Source organism: Halosubterraneus shenae, assembly GCF_050510935.1.
Classification (GTDB): Archaea; Halobacteriota; Halobacteria; order Halobacteriales; family Haloferacaceae; genus JBDGPU01.
The window spans coordinates 334,616-349,894 of the sequence record NZ_JBNLVO010000004.1 but is presented as its reverse complement, the minus strand read 5'-3'; the positions used below and the strand labels follow the sequence as shown (position 1 = coordinate 349,894).

The window sequence follows — 15,279 nt, the reverse complement described above, 5'->3', positions numbered from 1 at the left end:
TCCCCGTACTCCCAGGGGCTATTTTAAATCTCTGACCCGATTCGGGTTGATCCGATCCAGGATCCGGACTCGTCCGGGGGCTTTCGAGGAGTTCCCGGTTGTATAAACGTCGAGACCCGTCACCTGTCGACCGTTACATATGGTGGAGCCGGGTCCAGCGGTTCCGACGACACAGCGGCTGACTACGACTCGACTCGTCGCAACCACGCAGCCGGATCATCCAGCTCCTCGCTCGTCGGGAGGTTCTCCGGGCGCTCCCAGACGGCACCGGCGGCCTCGACCCCGCGCTCGGCTTCGATGGCCTCGAAGAAGGCGGCCCCGCGCTCGTACTGGCGGCGCTTGAGCCCGAGCCCGAGCAGGCGACGGACGAGCTGTGCGACCGGTCCGCCACCCTGCCGCCGCTCGTCGAGCTTCCGGCGGAGGTCCGCGTACTCCTCGTCGAAGGCGCGATCCATCAGCAGCTCGGCGTACCCCTCGACGGCGGTCATCGCGGCGTCGAGTTCGCGAAACGCCTCGCGGTCGAGCTGGCCAGCCGTGAGCGCATCGAATCCCTCCTCCATGCGGGCTTCGAGGTAGTCCGGGAGCCACGGCGCCGCGCCGAACTCCGCGGCGTGGGCGACCTCGTGGAACGCGATCCATCGTCGGAAGCGGGGGTAGTCGACGTCCAGCTCGTCGGCGACGCGGACGACGTTCGGGTGGACGAAGTAGAGCTCGTGGTCCGCGTTCGGGTCGTCCGCGAGCAGCAGGGGGTCGTACTGGCCGAGGACGTTCCGCCCGAGGAACCCGAGCATCACCGCCATCGTGCCGGTGTTTGCGAGTCGCGAGAGCGTCGGCGCGGCGGGAGCCACCCGGTCCTCGATGGGCGCCATCACGTTCCGGAACGTCTCGACGTTCGCGTCGATCCAGTGGTGGCGGTTCTGGATCTGGACGGTGTTCGGCACGTCGAACTCGATACCGGCGACGCTGCGGAGGCGGTCTCGCGCGTCGCGGACGTCGGTTGCGTACGCCTCCTGCTCGGCGGTAGAGAGGTCGACAATACCGGGGTCGGTGCCCGCCTTCGCCGACTCCGCGGCTTTCTCCCAGTCGATCACGCCGTCCCCGGAGGCCTCAGTTATCGCCCGGACGCTGCGAAAGAGATTCATGACGGCTCTCGGGGACGGCAGGGGAAATGATTTGTGTCGGATTCGAGGGAACGCTGAACTCCGCCCGGCTGTGCGGCGCCTCGCCGGAAGGGCTCTCCTTAAAAACAGGTGCTGCTCCCTACTCCGCCAGTTCGTCGAGTTCCTCGGCGGCCTCGAGGTCGCCGTCACCGAGGAGCTTCCAGGCCGCCAGCGCGAGGCTTCCGACCACGAGGAGGGCGAGCACGCCCTTCGCCACGCCGCCGACGCGTCCGGATTCGTCGCCGTCATCGGCTGCATCGTCGGTCGACCCGGCGTCGGCGGTCGACCCAGCGTCGGCCGGCCCATCGTCCCCGTCGATCACGTCGACGCCGTTTTCCGCGTCGCTCGAGCTCGAGCGCCCCGTCGATATCGTTCGCGGACCGAGCTGAATGTGGCTGTCGTCGAGGTGAAGCTCCAGTAGCGTCAGTGACTTTTCGCTCATAGTACACCTCTGGAGCCGACTCGGCTTAATGGTGCTGGCACTGTTCCGGGGGGCCGACATTCGGTCACCATCCGAACGAGGCAACGGCCACGGTGGAACGCGAGTTTCATTATCGAGGGCTCGGAGGGTGGAAACATGGACCAGTCCCGCCGCGAGTTCTTAGAGGAGTTACTCACCACGCCGAGCCCGTCCGGCTTCGAGACCAGCGGCCAGCGCGTCTGGGTCGAGTACGTGCGCGAGTTCGCGGACGACGTCGAGACGGACGCGTACGGCAACGCGGTCGCGGTCCACGAGGGCACGGGCGAGGGTCCGGAAATCGCGCTCACGGGTCACGCCGACGAGATCGGGTTCATCGTGCGCGACGTACTCGAGGATGGGTTCCTGCGCATCGCGCCGGTCGGCGGCTCGGACCGGACCGTCTCGAAGGGCCAGCACGTGACGGTCCACGCGGACAAGCCCGTGCAGGGCGTCATCGGCCAGACGGCGATCCACCTGCGGGACAAGACCGAGGACGAGTACGAGGACATCGAGGCGCAGTTCGTCGACGTGGGCGCCGAGAGCGAGGACGAGGCCCGCGAGCTCGTCGAGATCGGCGACGCCGTCACCTTCTCGACGACGATCGAGGAGCTCGCCGGCTCGCGGCTCGCCGCGCGCGGGATGGACAACCGCGTCGGGACGTGGTGCGCCGCGGAGGGGCTCCGCCGCGCGGTCGCGGCCGACGTCGACGCGACCGTCTACGCCGTCTCGACCGTCCAGGAGGAGGTCGGGCTCAAGGGCGCGCAGATGGTCGGCTACGACCTCGACCCGGACGCGTTCGTCGCGGTTGACGTGACCCACGCCACCGACAACCCGGACGTCGATCGCGAGCGTCGCGGCCCCGTCGAGCTCGGCGAGGGCCCGGTCGTCACGCGCGGCAGCGCGAACCACCCACAGCTCGTCGACCTCGCGCGAGACGCCGCGGCCGACGCGGACCTCGACGTCCAGCTCCAGGCGGCGGGCTCGCGCACCGGCACCGACGCGGACGCCTTCTTCACCTCGCGCTCCGGAATTCCGTCGCTGAACGTCTCGATCCCGAACCGCTACATGCACACGCCCGTCGAGGTCGTCGACACCGACGATCTCGTCGAGGTCGCGGACCTGCTCGCGGCTGTCGCCGATGAGGCCGGCGAGTACGAGGACTTCGACGTCGAGATCTGAGTCGGGGTCGAGCGCGTAGTTTCTCCGATTTGGTCCGGTAATCGGTTTGAGGAGGAGCAACGTGCACGCTTGCGGAGTGGTCGTCGCTGACGACCGCGCTTCGACCTTCGCAATAGCTGCGGCTACTGGGCGGTTGCATTTTTAAATAAAACCGGGTTTCGTCGCCCACGACACCACTCAGCACACCCAGAAAGCCCCAGCCGCTGAGGCGGTCGCGCTGCTCGCTGCGCTCCTCACCCGGCTCGCTCACTGCGTTCGCTCGCCGGATTGCGGTGCTTCCGTCGCAGGGCGTCCCGCTCAGCGGCTGCCCCTTTCAGTCCCGCCCGGGAGTGGTGGCCGGGGCGTCGCTCGCGGCGGCTGGCGAGCGGTCGCGGCGCGGGTGCGGTGGCGCGCCGAGCGGTGCGGAGCCGGCGCGCCCCGGCCGAGGCTGGGGAGGACTGAGGAATTGCGGTTGCTGTGCTGTCGTGGTGCCGTTGCCGTCGCGGAGCTGGGCGGTTGCTGTTGCGGTCGCGGCTGCGGTCGCGGTTGCTGTCCTGGCGGACTGAAAGGGCGCGGCCGGTCGCGCCGCAGGGGAGTCGCTGAGACAGGCACTATCTGCGCGGGCAGTGCGGAGAGCGCAGATATCCTGCTCAGCGACCGCGAGCGGCCGAGGGCTTTCTGGACGTTTGCGGTGCTGTCAAGCATAGCAGCGTCTGCACCTGTCCTTCCAGTTTATAAGCAAGAGCGGCCGAGGGCTTTCTGGACGTTTGCGGTGCTGTCGAGAATAAGACCGTATCATCTTCCCGAACTCGCTTAAAAAGAGCCGCTGAGCGGTCTCCCGCCGTTGTGGGCAAGTCTACGACCGTCCGATCCTGCTCAGAGACAGGATACCCTCGATCGCCGATCCTACCCAAGGTGTACACGAGTATGTATATCCAACACCACTTATAAGCCGAATCACGCCACAAACACGAGTCTTTTTAGGATTGACACCCAGACGTACGCGTATGGAATCCCGGGGCGACCAGGTTGCCGAGGGCCCGCGCGAGAAATGCGGCGTCGTCGGCGTCACGCTCGAGGACCGGGCGGCCGCACGGCCGTTGTACTACGCGCTGTACGCGCTCCAGCACCGCGGGCAGGAGTCGGCGGGCATCGTCACCCACGACGGCTTCCAGCAGCACAGCCACGTCGAGCGCGGGCTCGTCGGCGACGCGTTCGAGGAGGGGGACCTCGAGTCGCTCACCGGCTCGACGGGGATCGGCCACGTCCGGTACCCGACCGCGGGGAGCCTCGACGAGAGCTGCGCGCAGCCGTTCTCGGTCTCCTTCAAGTCCGGGTCGCTCGGGCTCTCGCACAACGGGAACCTCGTCAACGCCGCCGAGGTGCGCGAGGAGCTCGCGGAGCTCGGCCACGCGTTCACCTCCGACGGCGACACCGAGGTGATCGCCCACGACCTCGCGCGGAACCTCCTCGAGGAGGACCTCGTCCGCGCGGTCAAGCACACGATGGGGCGCATCCACGGCTCCTACTCGCTGACGATCATGCACGACGACACGGTGCTCGGCGTGCGCGACCCGAAGGGGAACCGCCCGCTCTGCATCGGTAAGCTGGAGGACGGCTACGTCCTCGCCAGCGAGTCGGCCGCGATCGACACCCTCGACGGCGAGCTCGTCCGCGACGTGCGCCCGGGCGAACTCGTCGTCCTGAACCCCGACGGCACCGGCTTCGACTCCTACGACCTCATCGAGGAGGAGAACTCGGCGCACTGCTTCTTCGAGCACGTCTACTTCGCGCGCCCCGACTCCGTCATCGACGAGGAGCTCGTCTACGAGGTCCGGCGGAACCTCGGCCGGAAGCTCTGGGAGGAAGCTGGCGTCGAGACGGACGTCGTCATGCCCGTGCCCGACTCCGGACGCGCGTTCGCCTCCGGCTACGCCGACGCGGCGGGCGAGACGACCGCGGACGGCGAGCCGAGGGGCCAGGACGACGACGGCGTCGAGTTCGCGGAGGGCCTGATGAAGAACCGGTACGTCGGCCGGACGTTCATCATGCCGACGCAGGACGAGCGCGAGCGCGCGGTCCGGCTGAAGCTCAACCCGATCAAGTCGACCGTCGAGGGGAAGTCCGTCACGATCATCGACGACTCGATCGTCCGCGGGACGACCTCGAACCAGCTCGTGAAGCTCGTGAAGGACGCCGGCGCCGAGGAGGTCCACATGCGCATCGGCGCCCCGCAGATCATCGCCCCCTGCTACTTCGGCATCGACATGGCGACCCGCGAGGAGCTCATCGCCGCCGACAAGACGACCGAGGAGATCCGCCAGCACATCGACGCCGACTCGCTGTCGTACCTCTCCATCGACGCAGTCGCCGACGCGCTCGACAGCTCCCGTGCCGACCTCTGTCTCGGCTGCGTCACGGGCGAGTACCCCTTCGACGTCGACGGGGAGGCGACGGACCGCGACGTCCAGCGCCCGGTCGTCGGCTCGGACGCGACCCCCGCGGACGACTGAGCGGTCCGGAAAACGGCCCGGAAAAACGGTCCGGAAAACGGCCCGGAAAACGGCCCGGTGACCGTCAGATACGACGTCCTTCTTAACAACCCGAACGTGTTCGGCTAATTCGCGTTCCGGTCTCAGCTCACTGGAACGGTCGGACCTTATAGGGCCCTCAAGCGATGATATTCGCCTATGAGCCAGTCAACCGACGAGAGCGAGGCGGTCAGCAGGCGGACGTTCGTCCGTGCGGGCGCCGGCGCCGCGGTCGCCGCGGCGGGGTTCCCGCTCGCGACCGGCACGGCAGCGGCCGACTACGGCGGGTGGCTCGACGGCGTCGACGGCTACGAGGGGACCGTCGACTACACCGGGCAGGACGAGGTTACGGTCACCGTCGGCGCGGGCGACGGGCTCTCCTTCGACCCGGTGGCGATCCTCGTCGACCCGGGAACCACCGTCGTCTGGCAGTGGTCCGGCCAGGGCGGCCAGCACAACGTCGTCGACCAGGACGGGGCTTTCGAGTCCGAACTCACGGGCGAGGAGGGCCACACCTTCGAGCACGCCTTCGAGAGCGAGGGGACGTTCAAGTACTTCTGTAACCCGCACAAGGCCGTCGGGATGAAAGGCGTCGTCGCCGTCGGCAGCACCGACGACGAGCTCGTCGACCCCGAGGGCGGGAGCGACTCCGGGAGCGGTGGCGACGGAACCGGGAACGGCAACGCCAGCGACGGCGGAAACAGCAGTGACGGCGGCGGCGACGGAGGCGACCAGGCCGGGAGCGGCGGAGTCGACCTCTCCCGCGACGACCTCATTGGGGCCGCGCTCGGGCTGGCGACGGCGATCCCCCTGCTGTCGGTTGGACTGGGTATCGTCGACCTCGACCCCGAATAGGTCCGCCCGGTCCGCCCGGTCCGCCCGGTCCCCCGGACTTTCCTCGCCGTTTTCCCTTCAGAACAGGTGGTAGAGCATCACGTAGACGCCGATCCCCATCGCGAAGGAGATAATCCAGAGCGGCGCCGCGATCCGCCCGACGCGACGGTGGGCCGTCTCGTAGATCTCCGGGACCGGTCGCGTGCTCGCGAGCAGCAGCGCGTAGAACAGCAGCGGGATGCAGACGATCGCCAGCAGGATGTGGATCGCGAGGAACGCAAAGTAGGCCGTCGTGACGATCCCCCCGGGACCGTCGAACGTGGTCGTTCCCGCGATCACCAGTCGGTACAGGTACAGCCCGAGGAACGTCGCGAACAGCAGGAAGGAGGTACCCATCAGCGCGCGGTGCCGCGTCACGTTGCCCTGCCGGATCGCGCGCCAGCCCAGCGAGATGGTCCCGATGGCGAGGACCGAGATCCCCGCGTTGACGTGGGGGATGGCGGCGAGGACGGCGTCGCCGGGGTGTGGCAGCACGGACGCCGGGATCGCGCCGCCGACCGCGCCAAACACGAGTGCGAGCGAGACGATCGAGAGCAGGGCCGTCAACAACGGGACGTTCTCGCGGGCTCGGAACACCATGTCTGTCGGTTGGCCCGGCGGCAGGAAAATCGTTCGACTGTTTGAGCGCCGCGTGGGTCCACGGCTCAGTGTCGACCCCGTCGCCGTGGGTGAGAACGCCGACCACGCCGTGATCGAATGGAAGGGCTTTTAATCGGCGACGGGATACGTGCAGGTGCAGCAAAACGCAGCACGCGTGGGTAGCCAAGCTAGGCCAACGGCGCAGCGTTGAGGGCGCTGTCCTGTAGAGGTCCGCCGGTTCAAATCCGGTCCCACGCACTTCATCGCTGAACTCACACCTTCTAGCCGGCGCTTTATGCACTGAACCCCGGTCGCGGCGCCCAGTCCCGCTCTCGTCAGCGCGTGGTGCTCGTCGCTGTCGCATGGTGTTCGTCTCTGTTGCGCGCGGGTTCACTGGACGCCGATCGCGGGGATAACCCGCCGATCCGACAAATTTTGCGGGGTTGGACCCGCGAGTTTAAAAAGCTTCGAGCGTGTTCGTTCGGGTATGGCGAAGTATTCGACGGGTTCGTCCGGCGCCGGCAACGACGGCGACGCCTGCGAGCTCTGCGGGACCGAGACGGCGAACCTCTCGCTCGCGAACGTCGCGGGCGCGGAGCTGCTCGTCTGCTCGGACTGTAGCCCGCACGACGACAACGCGAAGCGCCGCTCGGGAACCGGCGGTGGCCACGGCGCCAGCGAAAGTGGCGCGAGCGGGGGCGCCGCGAGCGACGGCGACCGCGGGAACGGCACGAGCCGCTCCAAGCGAGCCGCCCAGAAGCAGGCGCAGATGTACGACGCCGCCACGGGCGACTCCGAACACTGGGAGAAGGAGGGTACCGACTACGAGAAGGACCAGCTCCCGTACCTCGTCTCCGGCTACGGCGACCGCGCGGAGCAGGCGCGCCAGGACGCCGGCTACACCATCGAGGAGCTGGCCGAGACGCTCGACGTCGCCGAGGACGACCTCCTCGCCGTCGAGCAGTCGCGAGCCGCGACCGCCGGCGTCGGCGGCTCCGTCGTCGAGAAGCTCGAGCGCGAACTCGACGTCGACCTCGTCGACGAGTAGCGCCTCTCCACTTTTCGCTCAGTCCAACCTCGATAGCGACGGCGTCGTCGCCGAGTGACCGCCGGGTCCCGGCGCGGTCGACGGGCTCCGAAAGGACCATCCTCCGGGGCCGCGACTCCCCGCCAATGAAGGCGATCAAGGACAGCGTCCACGACTACGTCACCCTCGATCCCGTCGCCGCCGACCTGATCGACACTCCCGCGTTCCAGCGCCTGCGACACGTCAAGCAACTCTCGACCGTGCGACTGGTGTTCCCGTCGGCCAACCACACGCGCTTCGAGCACTCGCTGGGGGTCTACCACCTCGCGAACCGCGCGCTCGAGCACCTCGCGGTCGACGAGGACACTGCGGCCCACGTCCGTGCGGCCGCGATGATCCACGACGCGGGCCACGGGCCGTACGGCCACCAGACGGAGCGGCTCATCCGGCGGAAGACGGGTCGCGACCACGACGAGCTCGGCTGGCTCCTGACGGACTCGGACCGCGAGGTCTGTCAGGTGCTCGAGCGCCACGACCTCGACCCCGAGCGCGTCGCCGCCATCGTCGACGGCGAGGGTGGCGTCGGGAAGCTCGTCTCCGGCGAGCTCGACGTCGACCGGATGGACTACCTCGTGCGCGACGCCCACCACACCGGCGTCCCCTACGGCACCGTCGACCACGGGCGCCTCGTGCGGGAGCTTCGGCTGGACGGCGACGAGGACGGCGGCCAGCTGGTCCTCGGCGAGGGCAACGTCGCGACCGCGGAGAGCCTCCTCGTCGCGCGCTCGCTGATGAACGCCATCGTCTACCGCCACCACGTCTCCCGCGTCGCCGGCGCCATGCTGGAGCGCGCCTCGGAGCGCTACCTGGAGACGACCGACACGACGCCCGAGGAGTTCCGCCGGATGGCCGACCACGACCTGCTCGTCGAGCTCCGCGAGCACGTCCCCGAGCTCGGGGGCCGCATCGAGCGCCGCCGGCTCTACAAGCGCGCGACGTGGGTCGGCCTCGAATCGGTGCCGGCGGGCACCGTCGACGCCGACCACGAGGCCGAGCGCGCCGCGGAGCGGGAGATCGCCGAGACGGCCGGCGTCGACCCGGTCGAGGTCATCGTCGACGTCCCCTCCCGGCCGGGGCTCAAGGAGTCCGCGACGAAAGTCGTGGTCGACGGCGTCGTCCAGCGGTTAGAGGACGCCTCCGAGCTCGTCTCCGGCCTCCGCGCCGCGGAGCGCGGTCGCTGGCGCCTGGGCGTTTACTGCCCGGCGGACCACGTCGACGACGTCGAGCGCGCGGCCCGGGACGTGCTCGGGATCCGGGACCACGGGTAATCGACGGTTCCCGGTGACCGATTCCGACGACTCTTTTTAAGACAGGCCGCCGAACGCCGGGGTATGACCGTGATCAAGGACAGCGTCCACGACCACATCGAGATCGAGGGCGTCGCGGCGGCCCTCCTCGACACCCCCGCGGTCCAGCGGCTACGCCACGTCAAGCAGCTCGGGACCGTCCAGCTCGTCTACCCCTCCGCGAACCACACGCGCTTTGAGCACTCGCTGGGCGTCTACCACCTCGCGTCGAAGGCGCTCGACCACCTCGGCATCGAGGGGCGGCAGGCCGACCGCATCGAGGCCGCGGCGATCCTCCACGACGTCGGCCACGGCCCGTTCAGCCACAACATCGAGCGGCTGACCCACCGCCTCACGGGCAAGTACCACGACGACGTCGACGAGCTGCTTCACGCCGGCGAGGTCGGCGAGGTGCTGCGCGACCACGACCTCGACCCGGACGAGGTGGCTGCGATCGTCGCCGGGGAGGGGAAGTACGGCCAGCTCGTCTCCGGCGAGCTGGACGTCGACCGGATGGACTACCTCGTGCGCGACGCCCACCACACCGGCGTCCCCTACGGCACCATCGACACCGAACGCCTCGTCCGGGAGCTCACCTTCGTCGAGGGCGAGCTCGTGCTCGACGAGGGGAACGTCCAGACCGCCGAGAGCCTCCTGCTCGCCCGCGCGCTGATGAACCCGGCCGTCTACACCCACCACGTCGCCCGGATCTCGAAGGCCATGCTGCGCCGGGCGTCGGAACTCCTCGTCGAGCAGCCGGACATCACCGCCGAGGGGGTCCGCCGGATGGACGACCACGACCTGCTCGGGGCGCTCCGGATGACCGAGGACACCCGGGAACTCGTGCGCCGCTACGACGAGCGCGACCTCTACAAGCGCGCGGTCTGGGCCGAGTACGACGACGTCCCGGACCGCATCCACGACGCGGACCACGACGCCGTCCGGGAGATGGAACGCGAGATCGCCGGCGAGGTCGGCCTCGCGGACGAGGAGGTAATCGTCGACGTGCCGCCCGAGCCCTCGATGGAGGAGTCGACGGCGCGCGTGACCGTCAGCGGCGAGGTGCGGCGCCTCGGCGACCAGTCGCCGCTCGTCTCCGCCCTCCGGACCGCCCAGCGGACCCAGTGGCGGCTCGGCGTCTACTGTCCCGATGCCGCGACGGACCACGTCGGCACCGTCGCCGCGGACGTCATCGGCCTCGACCCGGACGCCCTGCGGAGCGACGTCAGCCGCGGCCTCCCGACGACGCTCGACCAGTTCGGAATGGGTCAGGGATAGCGCTCGGAGAGGGGCCCTCGCCCCCACCTTCGCTTCCGTCGTCGCTTTCAAGCCGGCTGCCGGCGAGGACCGTGTATGCACGTCGAGGGAACCGTCCTCATCGGCCCCGAGTTCGAGCCGGTCGAGGGTCGGGTGGTCGTCGCGGACGGCGAGATCGTCGCGATCGAGGAGCAGCCGACGGACAGCGAGGACGTCATCGTCCCCGCGTTCGTCAACGCACACACGCATATCGGGGACTCGATCGCCAAGGAGGCGGGTGGCGGGCTCTCGCTGGACGAGCTCGTCGCGCCGCCGGACGGCCGTAAACACCAGCTCCTGCGGGCCGCGTCCCGCGAGGAGACGGTGACGGCGATGGCCCGCACCATGCGCTTCATGGAGGACACCGGGACCGGCGCCTTCATCGACTTCCGCGAGGGCGGCGTCGCTGGGGTCGAGGCGCTCCAGGACGCGCTCGCGGGCAAGGACTCGGCGCTGGGCGAGCGCGACATCGAATCGGTGATCCTCGGCCGCGGGGGGTCCGACGTCCTCGACGTCGCCGACGGCTTCGGCGCCTCCGGCGCACGCGACGCCGACTTCGACGCCGAGCGCACGGCGACCCGCGAGGCAGACGGGCTGTTCGGCATCCACGCCGGCGAGCGCGACGACCTGGACATCAACGCCGCGATGGACCTCGACCCCGATTTCCTCGTCCACATGGTCCACGCGACGGGGATCCACTTCGAGCGACTCGCCGACCGCGGCACGCCGGTCGTCGTCTGCCCGCGCTCGAACCTCGTCACGGACGTCGGCGTCCCACCTATCGACGAGCTGGCCGAGGCGACCACCGTCGCGCTCGGCACGGACAACGTGATGCTCAACTCCCCCTCGATGTTCCGCGAGATGGAGTTCGCGGCCAAGCTCTCGGACCGCTCCGCGAAAGAGGTCCTGCGGATGGCGACAGTCAACGGCGCCGAGATCGCCGACCTCGACTGCGGCGTCATCGACGAAGGCAAAGCTGGCCGCTTGATCGTCCTCGACGGTGACTCGGACAACCTGGCCGGCGCGCAGGACCTCGTTCGCGCCGTCGTTCGCCGTGCTGGGCAGGGGGACGTGAAGGACGTGATTCTGGAGTAGTCGGTACGGACGATCGGTTCGCTTCGAAAGCCCCGACCGTTGAGCGGTCGCACTTATAAGCGGTTCCGGAAATCGTCGCCAATGACACCACTTGGCACTTGTAGAAAGCCCCAGCCGCTGAGCGCTCGCAGTTATAAATAGGATCGGCTATCGTTGCTCTCGATACCACTCAGCATGTTTTGAAAGCCCCAGCCGCTGAGCGGTCGCGCTGCTCGCTGCGCTCCTCACCCGGCTCACTCGCTCACTACGTTCGCTCATTCGCCGGGTTCCAGTGCTTACTTCGCAGGGCGTCCCGCTCAGCGGCTGCCCTTTTCAGTCCCGCCCGGAGTGGTTGCCGGGCGTCGCGTGCGGCGGCCCCCGAGCTAGCGACGAATGCCGGGAAGCCGGCGCGCGGCGCAGCTGCGGTTGCGGTGCTGTCGCTGTCGCGGTTGCGGTGCTGTCCTGGCGGACTGAAAGGGCGACGGCCGGTCGCGGTGTAACGGAGTCGCTCCGGCGACCCCTATCCGCGGCGGGCTGTGCTGAGAGCCGCGGATATGTCGCGGAGCGACCGCGAGCGGACGAGGGCTTTCGAGGTGTCTGCGGTGCTTTCCAGTGCACGACTGTATCACCTGTTCAAACCTGCTTATAAAGAGCGACCGGGGGCTTTTGAGGAGTCTGTGGAGCTGCCGAGCGCAGCAGCGGCTGCACCTTTAAATACAGCTTGTAAACAAGAGCGGTCGAAGACTTTCCGGTGTTGTAGCAGGCCCTTCCTCAACTTCGGTAATATCCTGCTTTTAAAGGCGGACCCGGTCGACAATGGTCGAACCGAACGCGAGAGAACCGGTGGACACCCACAAACTGATCGCGGAAGGGAACGATTTAGGCGGTGGCCGGCCACCCACTCGAACATGCACGCCATCACTCGATCCGGGTGGATCGAGGTCATCTCCGGGTCGATGTTCTCCGGCAAGACCGAGGAGCTCCTCCGTCGCCTCCGGCGGTCCGAGATCGCGGATCAGTCCGTCGCGGTGTACAAGCCCGCCATCGACGATCGCTACGGGGAGACGACCATCGGGACCCACACGGGTCGCGAGTGGGACGCCGTCGTCGTCGACAACGAGGGCGACGGGCCGCGCGACATCCTCGACCACCACGACGGCGAGTCCGTCGTCGCCATCGACGAGGCGAACTTCTTCTCGAACACGCTCGTCGAGGTCGCCCAGTCGCTCGCGAACGGCGGCTCGCGCGTCATAGTCTCCGGCACGGACCAGACCTTCCGCGGCGAACCCTTCGAGCCCCTCCCGCAGCTGATGGCCGTCGCGGAGTACGTCGACAAACTCCAGGCAATCTGCTCGCAGTGCGGCGAACCCGCGGCGCGGAACCAGCGACTCATCGAAGGCGAACCGGCCCACGTCGACGACCCGACCATCCTCGTCGGCGCCGAGGAGTCCTACGAGGCGCGCTGCCGGGACTGCCACACGCTGCTGACGGGCGAGCGCCCCGAGTCGCACCGGAACGCGGCTCAGGACTGACGACGGCGACGGCTTCGCGAGGTCGACTATGCCTCGTCGCTCTCACTCGCCCCGCTTCGCGACGCGACGACGTCGGCGTCCTCGGAGTCGTCGGCTTCCGCGACGCCGTCGGCTTCCGCGGCGCGGAACAGCGAGCGGAGCGCGAGCACGGTGAGCACCGCGCCCTCGATGCGGGCCGCGTCGTAGACCCACTCCCGCGGTTCGACGTCGGCCCCACCGCGGTAGGCGAGTCGGGTCAACAGCGCGATGGTCTGCCGAGGTGCGAGCACGTACAGCACCCCGACGGCGCCGGCCAGCAAGCGAAGGTGATTGCGCATGGCTGTCCGTACGCGGGGCTGTGCGATAAACGATGTGGCGAGCTCAGCCGCCGTACACCGAGGGGATCATGCGGACGACGTCGTCCGGTTCGACGGGCGTCTCCAGCCCCTCGTGGTGACGGATGTTCGTCCGGTTGCGAGTGACGGCGACCTCGCCGGCGAGGTCGGCGCCTTCGTCGGCCTCGCTCGCCCCGTTATCACCCTCCTCCTCGATGAGTCGGCCTTCGAGGACCGGGAATTCCCGTTCCAGCTCGCGCAGGAGCTCGCCGTAGGTGGCGGCGTCGGTCTCGAACTCGACCTGCTCCGCCCCGACGTCGTCCCTGAACGGGCCGAAGAATCGACACTCGATCTGCACAGTCGGGGAGTCGTCGGGCACGTATTTGAAACGTCGGGGTGCGTCGCCGCGCCGCCGGAACTGACCGCCGCCAGAACTGACCGCCGCCAGAACTGACCGCCGCCAGAACTGACCGCCGCCAGAACTGACCGCCGCCAGAACTGACCGCCGCCAGAACTGACCGCCGCCAGAACTGACCGCCGCCAGAACTGACCGCCGCCAGAACTGACCGCCAGAACTGACCGCCGCCGGCCGACGACGGCCGGACGAACGAGCGTGCGATCGGACTGTCAACCGCCCGAACTGCCGCAAACAGTCCCCGTCAGTTCTTGCCGGCGTCGTCAAGAGGCTTCAGAACTCACCAGCTGGGACGTGTATATACGCCTGGGCGTCCACATTCGGGTATGGACACGGAGTTCGCCTACTGGGTTCCCAACGTGAGCGGCGGTCTCGTCGTCACGGACTGGGACATGGATACGGACTGGACGTACGAGTACAACCGCGACCTCGCGCAGACCGCCGAGGACGTCGGCTTCGACTACGCGCTCGCACAGGCTCGCTTCTTCGGGAGCTACGGCGCGAACAAGCAGCTGGAAGCGCTCTCGATCGCGACGGCGCTGGCCGCCGAGACGGAGGAGCTCCACCTCATCGGCGCCGTCCATCCCGGTCTCTGGCACCCCGCGCCGCTGGCCAACTACATCGCCACCTCCGACCGCATCAGCAACGGGCGTTTCTCGATCAACGTCGTCTCCGGCTGGTTCAAAGACGAGTTCACCGGCTTCGGCGAGCCGTGGCTCGAACACGACGAGCGCTACGAGCGCTCCGCTGAGTTCATCGAGGTGCTCCGCGGCATGTGGTCCGACGGCCCGCTCAAGTACGACGGCCGTCACTACCAGATCGGCCACGACGTCACCGGCTTCGACGGCGCGCCCTCGAAGCCCGCGCCGAAGCAGAACCCGCCGAAGGTCTTCCAGGGCGGCAACTCCAAGGCGGCCCGCAAAATGGCCGCCAAGCACTCCGACGTGCTGTTCCTCAACGGCGGCGACCTCCAGAAGCTGAACGACATCATCGAGGACGTGAAGGGGTACGCCGAGGAGTTCGGCACCGAGCCGCCGAAGTTCGCGGCGAACGCCTTCGTCATCCAGCGCGACACCGAGGAGGAGGCAAAGGACGTACTCGAGAGCATCATCGAGAACGCCACCGAGGAGGCCGTCGAGGGCTTCAAGGAGCAGGTCGGGGAGGCCGGCCAGGCCACCGACGCCGGCGAGGGCATGTGGGACGACTCCGACTTCGAGGACCTCGTCCAGTACAACGACGGCTTCAAGACGGGCCTCATCGGCACCAAAGAGCAGATCGTCGAGCGCATCCGCCAGCTCGACGCCATCGGCATCGACATCGTGCTCACCGGCTTCCTCCACTACGACACCGAACTGGAGATCTTCGGCGAGGACATTATCCCGGCCGTCGAGGAGGCCGAGCCCCTCGACGAGGACGAGCTGGACCTCGAGCAGGAGGAGGTCGAGGAGGTCGCTGGCGCCGAAGTCGCCACCGGCCCGAGCGACGACTGACCG

14 protein-coding genes and 1 tRNA gene are annotated in these 15,279 nt (G+C 68.4%); 10 read left to right on the top strand and 5 right to left on the bottom strand.

The annotated features are described in order from the left end of the window. Positions 1 to 182: 182 nt before the first annotated feature. Positions 183 to 1,142, bottom strand: coding sequence for a zinc-dependent metalloprotease (locus tag ACQE3M_RS10825; RefSeq protein ID WP_430505618.1), 960 nt, complete (start codon positions 1,140 to 1,142; stop codon positions 183 to 185). Positions 1,143 to 1,260: 118 nt separating this feature from the next. Beyond that, on the bottom strand, positions 1,261 to 1,602 hold the full coding sequence (locus ACQE3M_RS10820; RefSeq protein ID WP_430505617.1) for a hypothetical protein: 342 nt from the start codon (positions 1,600 to 1,602) through the stop codon (positions 1,261 to 1,263). A gap of 135 nt (positions 1,603 to 1,737) precedes the next feature. Here ACQE3M_RS10820 and ACQE3M_RS10815 point away from each other — a divergent pair, with 135 nt between their 5' ends. The 3 genes from ACQE3M_RS10815 (at position 1,738) to ACQE3M_RS10805 (ending at position 6,164) form a co-directional block, all read left to right on the top strand. Further along, positions 1,738 to 2,799: a M20/M25/M40 family metallo-hydrolase gene (locus ACQE3M_RS10815; RefSeq protein ID WP_430505616.1), complete on the top strand. Its 1,062-nt coding sequence runs from the start codon at positions 1,738 to 1,740 to the stop codon at positions 2,797 to 2,799. Positions 2,800 to 3,785: 986 nt separating this feature from the next. Continuing rightward, positions 3,786 to 5,291: an amidophosphoribosyltransferase gene (gene purF, locus ACQE3M_RS10810; protein ID WP_430505615.1), complete on the top strand. Its 1,506-nt coding sequence runs from the start codon at positions 3,786 to 3,788 to the stop codon at positions 5,289 to 5,291. Between the two features lie 177 nt (positions 5,292 to 5,468). Then, the gene (locus ACQE3M_RS10805; protein ID WP_430505614.1) at positions 5,469 to 6,164 is read left to right on the top strand and encodes a halocyanin domain-containing protein; all 696 of its coding nucleotides are present in this window, start codon (positions 5,469 to 5,471) and stop codon (positions 6,162 to 6,164) included. Between the two features lie 57 nt (positions 6,165 to 6,221). Here ACQE3M_RS10805 and ACQE3M_RS10800 read toward each other — a convergent pair whose 3' ends face one another. Continuing rightward, on the bottom strand, positions 6,222 to 6,782 hold the full coding sequence (locus ACQE3M_RS10800; protein ID WP_430505613.1) for a DUF420 domain-containing protein: 561 nt from the start codon (positions 6,780 to 6,782) through the stop codon (positions 6,222 to 6,224). A 173-nt stretch (positions 6,783 to 6,955) separates the two neighbouring features. On the opposite strand from ACQE3M_RS10800, the gene ACQE3M_RS10795 reads away from it, so the two are divergent. From ACQE3M_RS10795 to ACQE3M_RS10770, 6 genes are all read left to right on the top strand, one after another. Beyond that, a tRNA-Leu gene (locus ACQE3M_RS10795) sits at positions 6,956 to 7,040 on the top strand. Positions 7,041 to 7,269: 229 nt separating this feature from the next. Beyond that, the gene (locus tag ACQE3M_RS10790) at positions 7,270 to 7,830 is read left to right on the top strand and encodes a helix-turn-helix domain-containing protein (RefSeq protein ID WP_430505612.1); all 561 of its coding nucleotides are present in this window, start codon (positions 7,270 to 7,272) and stop codon (positions 7,828 to 7,830) included. Between the two features lie 125 nt (positions 7,831 to 7,955). Beyond that, the gene (locus tag ACQE3M_RS10785) at positions 7,956 to 9,137 is read left to right on the top strand and encodes an HD domain-containing protein (RefSeq protein WP_430505611.1); all 1,182 of its coding nucleotides are present in this window, start codon (positions 7,956 to 7,958) and stop codon (positions 9,135 to 9,137) included. Positions 9,138 to 9,200: 63 nt separating this feature from the next. Then, complete coding sequence (locus ACQE3M_RS10780; protein ID WP_430505610.1) at positions 9,201 to 10,433, top strand: HD domain-containing protein; 1,233 nt, start codon at positions 9,201 to 9,203, stop codon at positions 10,431 to 10,433. Positions 10,434 to 10,508: 75 nt separating this feature from the next. Further along, positions 10,509 to 11,546 carry an amidohydrolase family protein gene (locus ACQE3M_RS10775; protein ID WP_430505609.1) on the top strand — a complete coding sequence of 346 codons (1,038 nt, stop codon included), beginning with the start codon at positions 10,509 to 10,511 and terminating at the stop codon, positions 11,544 to 11,546. Between the two features lie 887 nt (positions 11,547 to 12,433). Then, positions 12,434 to 13,057 (top strand): thymidine kinase, encoded by a 624-nt coding sequence (locus ACQE3M_RS10770; RefSeq protein WP_430505608.1) that lies wholly within the window; start codon positions 12,434 to 12,436, stop codon positions 13,055 to 13,057. Between the two features lie 26 nt (positions 13,058 to 13,083). On the opposite strand, the gene ACQE3M_RS10765 is transcribed toward ACQE3M_RS10770, so the two are convergent. Both ACQE3M_RS10765 and ACQE3M_RS10760 read right to left on the bottom strand, forming a co-directional pair. Beyond that, positions 13,084 to 13,374 (bottom strand): hypothetical protein, encoded by a 291-nt coding sequence (locus tag ACQE3M_RS10765; RefSeq protein WP_430505607.1) that lies wholly within the window; start codon positions 13,372 to 13,374, stop codon positions 13,084 to 13,086. 43 nt (positions 13,375 to 13,417) lie between these two features. Next, positions 13,418 to 13,750: a MoaD/ThiS family protein gene (locus ACQE3M_RS10760; RefSeq protein ID WP_430505606.1), complete on the bottom strand. Its 333-nt coding sequence runs from the start codon at positions 13,748 to 13,750 to the stop codon at positions 13,418 to 13,420. Between the two features lie 362 nt (positions 13,751 to 14,112). Here ACQE3M_RS10760 and sfnG point away from each other — a divergent pair, with 362 nt between their 5' ends. Continuing rightward, positions 14,113 to 15,276, top strand: a complete 1,164-nt coding sequence (gene sfnG / locus ACQE3M_RS10755; RefSeq protein WP_430505605.1) for a dimethylsulfone monooxygenase SfnG — start codon at positions 14,113 to 14,115, stop codon at positions 15,274 to 15,276. Positions 15,277 to 15,279: the final 3 nt, after the last annotated feature.

Excerpts from the sequence above, each read along its gene's own strand:
- ACQE3M_RS10825 (WP_430505618.1), bottom strand. The coding sequence starts at position 1,142 with ATGAATCTCTTTCGCAGCGTCCGGGCGATAACTGAGGCCTCCGGGGAC.
- ACQE3M_RS10820 (WP_430505617.1), bottom strand. The coding sequence starts at position 1,602 with ATGAGCGAAAAGTCACTGACGCTACTGGAGCTTCACCTCGACGACAGC.
- ACQE3M_RS10815 (WP_430505616.1), top strand. The coding sequence starts at position 1,738 with ATGGACCAGTCCCGCCGCGAGTTCTTAGAGGAGTTACTCACCACGCCG.
- purF (WP_430505615.1), top strand. The coding sequence starts at position 3,786 with ATGGAATCCCGGGGCGACCAGGTTGCCGAGGGCCCGCGCGAGAAATGC.
- ACQE3M_RS10805 (WP_430505614.1), top strand. The coding sequence starts at position 5,469 with ATGAGCCAGTCAACCGACGAGAGCGAGGCGGTCAGCAGGCGGACGTTC.
- ACQE3M_RS10800 (WP_430505613.1), bottom strand. The coding sequence starts at position 6,782 with ATGGTGTTCCGAGCCCGCGAGAACGTCCCGTTGTTGACGGCCCTGCTC.
- ACQE3M_RS10790 (WP_430505612.1), top strand. The coding sequence starts at position 7,270 with ATGGCGAAGTATTCGACGGGTTCGTCCGGCGCCGGCAACGACGGCGAC.
- ACQE3M_RS10785 (WP_430505611.1), top strand. The coding sequence starts at position 7,956 with ATGAAGGCGATCAAGGACAGCGTCCACGACTACGTCACCCTCGATCCC.
- ACQE3M_RS10780 (WP_430505610.1), top strand. The coding sequence starts at position 9,201 with ATGACCGTGATCAAGGACAGCGTCCACGACCACATCGAGATCGAGGGC.
- ACQE3M_RS10775 (WP_430505609.1), top strand. The coding sequence starts at position 10,509 with ATGCACGTCGAGGGAACCGTCCTCATCGGCCCCGAGTTCGAGCCGGTC.
- ACQE3M_RS10770 (WP_430505608.1), top strand. The coding sequence starts at position 12,434 with ATGCACGCCATCACTCGATCCGGGTGGATCGAGGTCATCTCCGGGTCG.
- ACQE3M_RS10765 (WP_430505607.1), bottom strand. The coding sequence starts at position 13,374 with ATGCGCAATCACCTTCGCTTGCTGGCCGGCGCCGTCGGGGTGCTGTAC.
- sfnG (WP_430505605.1), top strand. The coding sequence starts at position 14,113 with ATGGACACGGAGTTCGCCTACTGGGTTCCCAACGTGAGCGGCGGTCTC.